Annotated in this window: 13 protein-coding genes, 1 tRNA gene and 1 other RNA gene; 8 read left to right on the plus strand and 7 right to left on the minus strand. The window is 65.5% G+C overall.

Annotation, left to right across the window (positions count from 1 at the left end; genetic code table 11):
- Together Q8R73_RS05255 and Q8R73_RS05260 are read left to right on the plus strand one after the other, a co-directional pair.
- A partial coding sequence (locus Q8R73_RS05255; RefSeq protein ID WP_305718478.1) for an FAD-binding protein occupies nucleotides 1-248 on the plus strand: 248 nt, incomplete at its 5' end.
- A gap of 75 nt (nucleotides 249-323) precedes the next feature.
- Nucleotides 324-674: a RidA family protein gene (locus Q8R73_RS05260; RefSeq protein ID WP_305718479.1), complete on the plus strand. Its 351-nt coding sequence runs from the start codon at nucleotides 324-326 to the stop codon at nucleotides 672-674.
- A gap of 56 nt (nucleotides 675-730) precedes the next feature.
- On the opposite strand, the gene ssrA is transcribed toward Q8R73_RS05260, so the two are convergent.
- From ssrA to Q8R73_RS05275, 3 genes are all read right to left on the minus strand, one after another.
- Nucleotides 731-1,062, minus strand: a transfer-messenger RNA (tmRNA) gene (ssrA, locus tag Q8R73_RS05265).
- Between the two features lie 32 nt (nucleotides 1,063-1,094).
- Nucleotides 1,095-2,306 (minus strand): Lpg1974 family pore-forming outer membrane protein, encoded by a 1,212-nt coding sequence (locus tag Q8R73_RS05270; RefSeq protein WP_305718480.1) that lies wholly within the window; start codon nucleotides 2,304-2,306, stop codon nucleotides 1,095-1,097.
- A gap of 260 nt (nucleotides 2,307-2,566) precedes the next feature.
- A tRNA-Gly gene (locus tag Q8R73_RS05275) sits at nucleotides 2,567-2,640 on the minus strand.
- A 146-nt stretch (nucleotides 2,641-2,786) separates the two neighbouring features.
- Here Q8R73_RS05275 and Q8R73_RS05280 point away from each other — a divergent pair.
- The 4 genes from Q8R73_RS05280 (at nucleotide 2,787) to Q8R73_RS05295 (ending at nucleotide 5,359) form a co-directional block, all read left to right on the plus strand.
- On the plus strand, nucleotides 2,787-3,368 hold the full coding sequence (locus Q8R73_RS05280) for a methylated-DNA--[protein]-cysteine S-methyltransferase (RefSeq protein ID WP_305718481.1): 582 nt from the start codon (nucleotides 2,787-2,789) through the stop codon (nucleotides 3,366-3,368).
- 9 nt (nucleotides 3,369-3,377) lie between these two features.
- A complete protein-coding gene (locus tag Q8R73_RS05285; protein ID WP_305718482.1) occupies nucleotides 3,378-4,217 on the plus strand; it encodes an AraC family transcriptional regulator in 840 nt (279 codons plus the stop codon).
- 55 nt (nucleotides 4,218-4,272) lie between these two features.
- A complete protein-coding gene (locus Q8R73_RS05290) occupies nucleotides 4,273-4,632 on the plus strand; it encodes a VOC family protein (protein ID WP_305718483.1) in 360 nt (119 codons plus the stop codon).
- A 280-nt stretch (nucleotides 4,633-4,912) separates the two neighbouring features.
- The gene (locus tag Q8R73_RS05295) at nucleotides 4,913-5,359 is read left to right on the plus strand and encodes a hypothetical protein (protein ID WP_305718484.1); all 447 of its coding nucleotides are present in this window, start codon (nucleotides 4,913-4,915) and stop codon (nucleotides 5,357-5,359) included.
- 15 nt (nucleotides 5,360-5,374) lie between these two features.
- On the opposite strand, the gene Q8R73_RS05300 is transcribed toward Q8R73_RS05295, so the two are convergent.
- Both Q8R73_RS05300 and Q8R73_RS05305 read right to left on the minus strand, forming a co-directional pair.
- Complete coding sequence (locus tag Q8R73_RS05300) at nucleotides 5,375-6,817, minus strand: MATE family efflux transporter (RefSeq protein ID WP_305718485.1); 1,443 nt, start codon at nucleotides 6,815-6,817, stop codon at nucleotides 5,375-5,377.
- A 179-nt stretch (nucleotides 6,818-6,996) separates the two neighbouring features.
- A complete protein-coding gene (locus Q8R73_RS05305; protein WP_305718486.1) occupies nucleotides 6,997-8,049 on the minus strand; it encodes a hypothetical protein in 1,053 nt (350 codons plus the stop codon).
- Between the two features lie 222 nt (nucleotides 8,050-8,271).
- On the opposite strand from Q8R73_RS05305, the gene Q8R73_RS05310 reads away from it, so the two are divergent.
- Nucleotides 8,272-9,603 carry a sorbosone dehydrogenase family protein gene (locus Q8R73_RS05310; RefSeq protein ID WP_305718487.1) on the plus strand — a complete coding sequence of 444 codons (1,332 nt, stop codon included), beginning with the start codon at nucleotides 8,272-8,274 and terminating at the stop codon, nucleotides 9,601-9,603.
- A gap of 17 nt (nucleotides 9,604-9,620) precedes the next feature.
- Here the strand turns inward: Q8R73_RS05310 and Q8R73_RS05315 are convergent, their stop codons facing one another.
- Nucleotides 9,621-10,316 (minus strand): VIT family protein, encoded by a 696-nt coding sequence (locus Q8R73_RS05315; RefSeq protein ID WP_305718488.1) that lies wholly within the window; start codon nucleotides 10,314-10,316, stop codon nucleotides 9,621-9,623.
- A 170-nt stretch (nucleotides 10,317-10,486) separates the two neighbouring features.
- Nucleotides 10,487-11,140 carry a DUF6064 family protein gene (locus tag Q8R73_RS05320; protein WP_305718489.1) on the minus strand — a complete coding sequence of 218 codons (654 nt, stop codon included), beginning with the start codon at nucleotides 11,138-11,140 and terminating at the stop codon, nucleotides 10,487-10,489.
- Between the two features lie 49 nt (nucleotides 11,141-11,189).
- On the opposite strand from Q8R73_RS05320, the gene Q8R73_RS05325 reads away from it, so the two are divergent.
- Nucleotides 11,190-11,435, plus strand: a 246-nt coding sequence (locus tag Q8R73_RS05325) for an MgtC/SapB family protein (RefSeq protein WP_305718490.1), incomplete at its 3' end; no start/stop codon positions are given.

The following is an 11,435-nucleotide window of genomic DNA, read 5'->3' on the forward strand; positions in this document are numbered from 1 at the left end:
GCCCCTTGATCGCCGTCAAACTCAATATCCTGACCCGAAAGACGCTGGGCGGCTTTGAAACCGACCTCGACTCCCGCGTGTTCGGCAGCGAAGGCGCGATCATGCCCGGGCTTTATGCCGCAGGCGAAGCCGCCGGCTTCGGCGGCGGCGGCATGCATGGCTATCGTTCGCTGGAAGGCACGTTTCTGGGCGGCTGTCTGTTTTCCGGGAGGAATGCGGGACGGGCGGCGGCGAAAGCGGTGGGGTGAAGCGCGGGCGCAACGCGCTTTGCCAATGCCGCGCCCGCGCGCTAAGTAATCGCCGCACAAAAAGGGAGAGAACCTATGACCATCCAGCGTTTCGATACCGGCCCCCGCATGAGCCAGGTCGTCGTCCACGGCGACACCGTCTATCTCGCCGGCGTCGTCGCCAGCAATGCGGCCGGCGAGAGCGTCACCAAACAGACCCAGGACGTGCTCGCCACCATCGACAGCCATCTCAAGAAGGCCGGAAGCGACAAGTCGAAGCTGCTGTCGGCGACGATCTATATCACCGACATGAACACCTTCGCCGAGATGAACGCGGTGTGGGACGGCTGGGTCTCGGCCGGCAATACCCCAGCGCGCGCCACGGTCGAAGCCAAGCTGGCGTCGCCGAAATACAACGTCGAGATCATGGTGGTTGCGGCCAAGTAGTGCGGCGCGGCTATCCCGTCCCCAAAATAAAGCCGCGCCAGCCCGAGGGCTGACGCGGCGATGGCCGTTCTGTTGCCAGGTGGACCAACCCCGAACAGGTTACGCCGCGAGGCGCACTTCGTTCAATGCAACGTTATCGTTTGCATTTAGGTTTTTGACCCGATAACGGCGGTATCATGCCGAGCACAATTCAGAGCTTCTTCGCAGCCATCGATCCTGTTTCGCCCCCGCCGTAGCAGCCTGCACGTTGCCTCACCGGCAAAATCAGGCTGCTAGGGTGGAGGCGCCGGGTACTGCCCCCGGGTCTGCCTGCAGTCCGCTCAGAGTTTCAGCGCCATCGTCTTGCGACAGCCTGAATATAGGCGCGATCAGGGGCGAATGCTAGGCCGCCTTCGGCGACCTCGCCCCCGGGAACCGTGCTTACCAGAAGGCCCAGCTGGCGGTCACATAGGGGCCGTGGTTGGTGTAGTTGCTCAGCAGGTGCTGTTGCGTCGCGAGATAAATCCCGACCGGCGGCAGCGTCAGGCCGGTCGGCACCTGCGTCACCGCATAGGCATTGACGGCATCGAAATAGACCGCCGCCTTATAGCCGGCCTCGACCTTGAACAGGCCGAGGCTGTTCGGCGCAAACGTATAGGCGGTGGCCAGCCGGGCATCGATGCTGGGAACCACCCGCGTCGCGTCCGGCGATGCCAGATATTGGTTGGAGAGCCCGAACGCCGGCGACAGCGTCGTGTAATCGATGCGGCTCTGCGATGTCCCGACCAGGGCTGCGGCCGCGACCTCGCCGATGAACTGGAAGTCGCCGATGCCGTACTGGCCCTTGAGGCCGAGACGAGGGCCGGCGCCGGTGAACAGCGAATTGTTGGTGTAACCCGAGGAGGCCGCGCCACCGGGGCTTTCGAACAGCCCCGACAGGGTCTGACCGATCCGCGCCGCCGTCACGCCGCCGAAGGCGCGCATCTGGAACGCGCAATCGGCGCAGAATGTGTGCCCGACGTCGAGATTGACGGCGTCGAACCGGGTTTTCACCGTGCCTGAGCCGTTCTTGTACAGGGCGGATTCGGGTCCGATCAGGTAGGGCGGTCCCACCATTTCCGTCGGCGAAGCGAAAAAGGAGTCATTGGCGGTGCTGTTCAGATGCGTCCAGTTCAACTGGATGTCGTTGGCCTCGCTCGGCATGTAGCGGGCGCCGAGCGTGAACGACGGCGCGAAGTTCGGCTTCAGCGACTGGTTGTTCCAGTGCGGTGTCACCAGTGGCAAAGGATTGGTCAGCGTGCCGTATTCGAGGTTGCCGGCGCCGGGCTGCAGGAACGACAGCGACCCCGAGAGTTCGAAGCGCGGCGCAACCGGCCTCGGCTCGCCGGCGTGGCGGTAGGCGGCGGCCATGCTGTCGGCGGCGGGCGCGCGCGGCACGGCGGGCGGAGCGGCGGAGTTCAAGTGCGCCGGGTGCAACTGCGGTCTCGCTGCCTTCGACGTTTCGAGCCGGATGAGCCGCGCCCGCAGCGCGGCATTCTCCCGCTCCAGCGCGTCGAGGCGTGCGGAGACCGCATCGGCGACGGCAGCGCGCGGCGCGATGGTGACAGCCAGTCCAAGGCACGCAAGCAACGCCAGTTTCGTGAAGCCGTTCATGGTCCGCACTCCCAGGAATCATCGGGTCAGCGGACTCCACGAATGGGCTTCAGCGGCAGGCCTCGAATGAGGTTCCGACGAAACGCCCGAATCAGTGTCGTCCTGCCCGATGCAACGCTAGGGCGGCTGGTCAGGGCAATGTGATCTATATTGAACAGCGGCAGCGAATGCCGCGATGTGTGCTTTTGCGGTACGCGGTAAAGCTACGGGCATTCGCCGCTAACCGCGGGACCGGATAGGAGCGAAATTTATGCTCGGGCTGGAGCGGGCGAAGGGAATCGAACCCTCGTCGTGAGCTTGGGAAGCTCCTGCTCTGCCATTGAGCTACGCCCGCGGCCGGATGGCTCGCCCAAATTAGCCGAGCCCGCGTGATCCGCCAAGCGCCTTGCCGCCCCAGCCCTCGCTACCCTTAACCGAACCCGAAGATTCCAGGTGCGGCCGTTCATGACAGTGATATGATGCCTCCGGGTGGGTAGCGTAATGTCGGGGCGTGGGTACACCATTTTCGACACGATGATCGGCCGGTGCGGCATCGCATGGGGTCAGGCCGGCATTGTCGGCGTGCAGCTGCCCGAGGCGCGCGAGATCGAGACCAGGCGCCGGCTGTACCAGCTCTATCCCGACGCCCGCGAACAGCGTCCGCCGCCGGACATCGAAGTCGCGATCGAGGGTATCGGTGCGCTGCTGCGCGGCCAGCCAGGCGACCTTTCCGACGTCATCCTCGATGTCACGGGCATCCACGCCTTCAACCAGCGGGTCTACCGGTTGGCGCAGGCGATCCCGCGCGGCGAGACCCGCACCTACGGTGAAATCGCCACACGGCTCGGCGCCTCCGGCGCCGTGCATTCGGTGGCGCAGGCGCTGGCCAAAAATCCCTTCGTGATCATCGTGCCCTGCCATCGCGTTCTCGAAGCCGGCAGCTATGCCGACAGGATGTCGCCGCATGGCGGCAGTATCTCCAAGCGCAGGCTGCTTTCGATCGAGGGCGCGCGCAGCGCCGTCAGCAGCAAGACGCTGTTCGACGTGCTGCTGCCCGTTGCCCCGCCGCGCCTGCAGGGCTAAAATCACTACATGACGGCAACACCGCTCTTGCAGCGCGATTCCATTTCGGTATTCGACTTCCGCTGCTCCGCTGGTCCGGCGGACACGCCGTTCGTGGAGCAGCATCGAGGCCACTCGGTTTCCTTCGTCCGCAAGGGCAGTTTCGGCTGCCGCAGCCGCGGCCGCAGCTTCGAGCTGGTGGCGGGATCGGTGCTGGTCGGCCATCCCGGTGACGAATACATGTGCACCCACGACCATGTCTGTGGTGACGAGTGCCTGTCGTTCTTTCCCGGCCCCGAGCTGGTGGACGCGATCGGCGACCGTGCCGAGATCTGGCAGATCGGCGCAGCACCTCCGCTGCCCGAATTGATGGTGCTGGGCGAACTGGCGCAGGCTGCCGCCGACGGCCGCAGCGATATCGGCCTCGACGAGGCCGGGACGCTGTTCGCCAGCCGGTTCGTCGCGGTGGTTTCCGGGCGGCCGCAGGAGGCCGCGGCAACCGGAGCCAGGGATCGACGCCGCGCGGTGGAAACCGCGCTGTGGATCGACGCGCATTCGCATGAAAATATCGACCTTGAGCAGGCTGCGGCGCAGGCCGGGACCAGCCCGTTCCACTTCCTGCGGCTGTTCTCGGCCGTGCTCGGGGTTACGCCACACCAGTATCTGGTGCGCTCCCGGCTGCGCCATGCCGCGCGGCTGTTGGCCGATAACGAAATCTCCGTCACGGATGTCGCCTACGATGTCGGGTTCGGCGATCTCTCCAATTTCGTCCGTACCTTCCACCGCGGCGCCGGGGTTTCGCCGCGCCGGTTTCGTGCAGCATCGCGGGGCGACCGCAAGATTTTCCAAGAACGCCTCGCTTTGCACTGATTAGGGTCGTCTCCGAACGCGCGCATGCCAGCGCGCACCTTGCATCGGAGATACCATGTACGACCACATCGGATTAAGGGTTGGAAGTCTCGACGCCAGCGTACGTTTCTATACCGCAGCCCTGGCGCCGCTCGGCTTCGTGTTGTGCTCGCGCGACGACAGCGGCGCCGGCTTCGGCCCCAGCGGCGAGCCGGCGCTCTGGCTTCATCTGAACAAGGGACCGGCCAATGGCGGCGCCCATGTCGCGTTCCGCGCGCCCGACCACGCCGCCATCCGGAAATTTCACAGCGAGGGCCTGAAGGCCGGCGGTCGCGACAATGGCGGCGCCGGCCCGCGCGCCGACTACAGCCCGACCTACTATGCGGCGTTCCTGATCGATCCCGACGGCAACAATGTCGAGGCGGTGTGCACGTAAGGGATTCGCGCCACATTCCGTCATCCTGAGGCATCGTGGCCCTTGCGACGGCCTCGAAGGATGGCCGCAAGCACGCCAATCCATCATCCTTCGAGGCTCGCTCGGAACGCGATGCGAAACGCATCGCGTCGCTCGCACCTCAAGATGACGCCTCAATATTGTTGCTGCTCCGCGCGAACGTGATCTTTTTCACAGAAGCGCACCCCTGCCCGCTCCTAGCGTCGCCACGTGCGTCCGGTTTGCGCCGCTTCCCGCGGAGCTGCGCACAGGGAGCGGAATCATGACTGGAGCTGACAAGGTGGTGTGCCAGGCGGCGACGCTGCTGCTGCTGTTCACGCTGACGACGATGCAGGCAAAGGCCCAGTTCGGCGGCTTCGGCGGCGGTGGAGGCGGCGGCGACATGATGACCCAGATGGCGCCGATGCTGGAAATGATGAAGGCCAGGATGGGCAAGCGCCGGTTCGGCATGATGATGCAGACCATGGGGCCGATGATGAGCCAGATGATGGAGGGCGGCGGCCTTGGTGGCATGATGGGCGGCGGCTTCGGCGGAATCCCCGGCGGATTCGGTGGCCATGCGCCCGACGGTTACGGCATCGGCACGGGCGGCAACATCATGGGCATGCTTGGCGGCGCCGGCGGCGGCGAGGTGATGAGCATGATCCCGCAACTAATGCGCATGACCAATGTCGGCGGCGGCCACCGGCGTCACCGCCGACGGCATTAGCCACGCACGTATTGGTCAGGACAATGCAGGACGGCTGTCCGGCGCCGGCCCGCCCTTCGGTCCCCAGCGCGTGAAGGCGACACTGGCGGCGGACAGCACGCCGAGCACGACCATGGACGCTGCGGCCAGCGCAAAATAGTTCGCCGCGGACGCATCGAACGTCGCCAGCCACCAGCCGCCGGCGGCGACGAACACCAGCCGCGCGGTTTGCGCCAGCACCGGTCCCAGCACCTTCGCAGCGCCCTGCGAGGAAAAATACATCGAGATCGACAGCCCGATGAAGGCGTACATCGGTGCCGCGATCGACAGGTATTGCCGGCTGGCCGCGCGCACGCCCGGATCGTCGGTGAAGATGTTGACCCACAGATCGGGAAATATCGCGATCACGGTGGCGAAGGCGCCGACCGACACGAAGGCGACGCAGCCGGCGATCCATGCGATCCGCCGTGCCCTCGCCACCCTCCGCGCACCGATCGCCATCCCGACCATCGGCACCGAGGCGATGCCGACCGCGAACGCGATCGAGGTCAGCATGAATTCGAGCCGGGCGCCGACGCCGTAGCCGGCCAGGATTTCGGTGCCGAACTGCGCCAGCATGTGGGTGAAGATGGCGACAGTCAGCACCGACTGCAGCGGCGAGAAACAGGAGACGGCGCCGACCTTCAGGATATCGAAGAACATCGCCCGTTGAATCCGCAGGCCCCTGATCCTGGGAACCACGCGCGCGCGCCCGGAAAAGATGTACCAGGCCATCACTGAGACGCTGATCACATAGGCGACCAGCGAGCCTGCGGCGACGCCCTGCATGCCGAAGGACGGGATCGGCCCGAGGCCGAGGCCGAGCGCGCCGCCGAGGACGATCTGGCAAGCGGCGGACGACAGCATCAGAAGCGACGGCAGCTTCATGTTGCCGGTGCCGCGCAAAATCCCCGCGAAGGTGTTCATCAGCCACGGCACCACCGCGCCGCCGAAGAAAATCTGCACGTAGCCGATGGCCTGCGCCAGCACATTGCCGCGACCGCCGAGCAGTTCCAGCAGCGTGGGGCCGTAGATCAGCATGCCCAGCATGAACACGAGGCCAAGGCCGACGCCGATCAGCAGCGCATGCGCCGCCAGCGTCGAGGCGCGGTCGATATCGCCGGCGCCGATCGCGCGCGCGATCGCCGAGGCCACGCCGCCGCCCATCGCGCCGCCCGACATGGTCATGGTCAGGATCACGAACGGAAAAACCAGCGCCATCGCCGCCAGCGACTCGACGCCGAGCCGGCCGATATAGGAGGTCTCCGCGATCACCACGCAGGTGCCGGCCGACAGCGCGATCACGTTCGGCCATGCCAGCCACAGCAGCGTGCGCAGGATCGGCCCCTCGACGAGCACGTTCGTCACCGGCGCTTCCGGCGGCGGAAGCGGGCGTTCGTCGTCGTCGACGGGGATCTCGGCGACACCGATATCGGACATTTCATCTCCCGCGCGCCAGGCGCGCCGCAGCCCGATCTACCTGCCGTGCCGGCCGCTTCCTAGCACCGATCCCGGGCGATTCCATGCGCGCCCGGCGCATGGGCCGCCTGCGTGCAGGGGGCTTTCTTGCTTACTTTTCCCCCGCACGCGGGAGAGCGCAGTGGCGCAAGGTGCGGGTATCAGCCGATCGACCAGACGAAGGGCGGCTTGCCGCCGGCCGACGGTTTCAAGTGAACCGGAATGTGGCGACCGCAGCCGGCTGCCAGGCCCTGGAACAATCCTTCGAGCACCCTGGCGCAGGCCGGGTGACAATCGCCCACATCGGCCATCAGCTTCCAGCTCTGCTGCCGCATTTCGAAAGCGCCTTCGGACTCGCTGATTTCGGCGACCTCGTCCTGCGCACCGAACAGCGTTTGCAGGAACGCCGTGAATTCCTTTGCGGAACCCCGGCTGCCGGATAGACCACGCGCGATCTCGTCGAAATACTGCATGCCGATCAGCTTTCCGGTGAGATGCAGCAGGTAGCCGGCATCTTCCGGGCCGAACACCTGCACCATCACGGGTGCTGCGGTCCGCACATATTCCATCGCGTAGTTGCGGTAGGCCTTTTCCAGCCGCGGCTTCGGCCAGCTTGCGACCGGCAAGGCTGGTGCCGCGGCGGGATCGAACAACGGCGCCTCGAGATGGCGCGCGAACACCATGCGCTGGTCGATCTCGAGCGGATGGTCGTATTCGCAGTAATAGCCTTCCAGCCCGTCCTGGCCATCGACGCTCTGCTTGGTGCAGACGAAACCGAGCCGGAGATCGCCCAGCGCTGCGCCGTTGTTGGCGTGCCAGCCGCGCAGCATCGCGCGCGACACTTCGCCGGGCACGCCGCAGATGGCGGTGCCCTTCCAGATCCAGCGCGGCGGCGGATAGCGGATCCAGGCCTTGCGGTCGTTCTCGTACATGTATTCGACATGGACGCCGCCGATCCAGTTCGAGAGATAATGATACTGCGCCGCCGCCACCGCCGGCGGCAGATGGCTGAGGCCGAGCTTTTCGAGGCCGGGCAGAAAGCGCTCCTGCTGCTGGCGGCGAAACACCCGGAACACGAATTCCGCGGCATCGGCGGTACCGCGCCGCGTCACCACGGTCAGGATCAGCCCGGTGAAATAGGCATGATAGAGCTCGGCGACGCTGCGCCATTTCAGCCATTGCGCCTCGCGCGCGCCGTCGGTCGTCCCGTTCATGGCGATCTCCCCCAAAACCCTTTTTGCCCAGACTTACCGAGCCCCAAGTCCCACCCGAGGCGACAGGGCGCGGTCTTCAATCCAAAATATCGAAAACAACCCCATGCACAGATAGCAAGCTGTTGGTTTGGCACGGCTTTCCATCACGCGAAATTCATGGCGGGAAGCCTTGAACATCGGCAGGTCTGCGGCATTGTACAGGGCAATTTCCCGGGAGCCATCATGCGCAACGCAATCCTGCTCGGCATCTGTTTCGGCACGTTGGCGCTTCCGCTCGCCGCCTGCAGCGAGCCCCCGGAAACCGCCGTCGCAGAGCAGACCTTCGGCCCCTCCCCGACCTTGCCGGCCCCGGAAAAATCCTGGCTGCCGACGGTCAACATCGCGACCGCCACCGGCTGGCCTGACGGAGCCAAGCCCAGGGCCGCCAGCGGCCTGGCGGTGAATGCCTTCGCGACCGGGCTCGATCATCCGCGCACCGTCCATGTGCTGCCCAATGGCGACGTGCTGGTGGCGGAAAGCAATGCGCCGCCCAAGGCTGATTCCGGCGGCATCATGGGCTGGATCACGACAATGGTTATGAAGCGCGCCGGCGCCGGCGTGCCCAGCGCCAATCGCATCACGCTGCTGCGCGATGCCGACGGCGACGGCATCGCCGAGACGAGGAGCGTCTTCCTCGAAAACCTGTTCTCGCCGTTCGGCATGGCGCTGGTCGGCGAAGACTTCTACGTCGCGAATGCCGACGCCATCGTGAAATTTACCTACCGTGCCGGCGACACCAAAATCACCGCGCCGGGGGCGAAGCTGACGGACCTGCCGGCGGGCCGCAACCATCACTGGACCAAGGACCTGATCGCCAGTCCCGACGGCACAAAGCTTTACGTCACCGTCGGCTCCAACAGCAATATCGGCGAAAACGGCATGGCGGAGGAGGCCAATCGCGCCGCCGTGCTCGAAGTCGATCGCGCCTCCGGCAAGTGGCGCGTGTTCGCTTCCGGCCTGCGCAATCCGAACGGGCCGGCCTGGGAGCCGAACACGGGAGCGCTGTGGGTGGTCGTCAACGAGCGCGACGAACTGGGCAACGATCTGGTGCCGGACTACATGACCTCGGTGAAGGACGGCGCGTTCTACGGCTGGCCCTACAGCTATTACGGCCAGAAGGTCGACACGAGGGTCGCACCGCATCGGCCCGATCAGGTGGCGAAGGCGATCGCCCCCGACTACGCGCTCGGCGCGCACACCGCGGCGCTCGGACTTGCCTTCAACACCGGCAATCTGTTTCCGCAGGCGATGGCCGGCGGCGCCTTTGTCGGCCAGCATGGCTCATGGAATCGGAAGCCGCGCTCCGGTTACAAGGTGATCTTCGTGCCATTCACCGATGGCAAGCCGTCAGGCAAGCCGCAGGACGTGCTGACCGGCTACCTAAATGACAACGGCGAAGCGCAGGGCCGGCCGGTCGGCGTGCAACTCGACAAACAGGGCGCGCTACTGGTGGCCGACGACGTCGGCAACGCGATCTGGCGCGTGACGCCGGCGCCGAAGTCGGCGGCGCGGTAGCATCCCACAACCTGCGTTCAGACCACCTTGCCGAATATGGCGCCGATCCCCGCTGTCAACGCCATCGCGAACGCGCCCCAGAAGGTCACGCGGATGGTCGGCTTCAGGAGTCCGGCGCCGCCGGCCTTCGCGCCGATCGCGCCGAGCAGGGCGAGAAAGATCAACGATCCCGCCGATACCACCGGAATCAGCATATTGGAGGGCGGGACCAGCACCAGCGCGAGCGGCGCCGCCGCCCCGACGGAGAAGGTCGCGGCCGAGGCCAGCGCCGCCTGCACCGGGCGCGCGGCCGTGACCTCGGAGATCCCGAGTTCGTCGCGGGCATGCGCGCCCAGGGCATCCTTGGCCATCAATTGCCTTGCGACCTCGCGGGCGAGTTCAGCCTCGACGCCGCGTGCGACATAGACCTGGGCCAGTTCTTCGCGCTCGAAGACGGGGTCGTCGGCCAATTCCCGCTTCTCGCGCGCGAGGTCGGCGTGCTCGGTATCGGACTGCGAACTGACCGACACATATTCGCCTGCCGCCATCGACATCGCGCCGGCGACCAGCCCGGCAACGCCGGTCAGCAACACATCGCTCTGCGAGGCAGAGGCCGACGCCACGCCGAGGATCAGGCTCGCGGTCGAGATAATCCCGTCATTGGCGCCGAGCACGGCCGCCCGCAGCCATCCGATGCGCTCGACAAGGTGGTTCTCCTTGTGCAGACGACCCATGCGTCGATCCCGATGTCACGCGAACCGTCTCGGCGCGAACGAGACAGCTTCCCAAGAGACCGCGCAGTCGGCCATGATCTGCATCAACGTCGCGCGATGGCGGCGGGATGACATCGGAACATCCCGCTCTCGACATTAGACAATGAAGCGCCGAGCCGCTGCGACCTGCCTTACGCGATCCCCTCTTCCATCGTCTGCCGGTCTCGAAAAACCAGCAGCGGTACGGTAATCGCACCACTGACCAGCAGAAGCCAGTCTTGTGGGACTTGCAGAAGAATGGCGGCGCTGCCGCCGATCAACGACCAGATAAAGGGAACGACAAGAAGCCAGCGCGGCACAGGGCGTACGGTCAATAGAAGAAGCCCGAACGTAAGAATGACCACCGGGCACGGCGTAACGCCAAACATCGGCATTGCGGGATAGGCATGGCCGGCGGCCACGCCAATCATCGGATAGAAAATCGCCGCATAGACCACGAACGCCCCGCCGATAACGGCCGGCAGGCCTGGTCGCAGGCCGAACCCGATCAGACCGCGATACACGCCGGCGTAAAGAAGATAGCAGCCATGGAGAATGAACAGCACCGCAAACGCGTAGGCGGCCTTGTTGATCGAGGAGAACCAAAGCGCGTGATAGCCGACGCCCGTCCACAACCACATCATCGCCAGGATGCCGGCAATGATCCGGTCCCCGTGCGGCGTCTTGCGGTAGAGCAATGCAACCGCGATCCCGCCGAGCAGATATGCCGCAATCTGGGCCGGCCAGATGGAGTTGTTGTAGTCCACAAAGACCGAACGGAACTGCTCGGATGTAAAGGGCAGCATGGTTGGCCTCCTGTGCTCCAGATTACTAGGCTGCTTGCGATCGCGTGCTTTGATCTGGGGCAAGCATCCCGTCGCCAAGGAGGCGGCTTCCCAAACCGCCGCTCATCCGGCAATGATCATCGAGCGAAGCGACGAGGGTGGGCGAACGGTTAAACCGCGCCGGGATGATCCGGCGAACAGGAGCAAAATGATCGAACTGCCTCCCCTGCTTCTTAATCTCGCGGTCGCGCTGGGCATCGGGCTTTTGATCGGCGCCGAGCGGGAGCGCCGCAAGGGGCAAGGCCCTGCCCGCGCG

The organism is Bradyrhizobium sp., assembly GCF_030697065.1.
Lineage (GTDB): Bacteria > Pseudomonadota > Alphaproteobacteria > Rhizobiales > Xanthobacteraceae > Bradyrhizobium.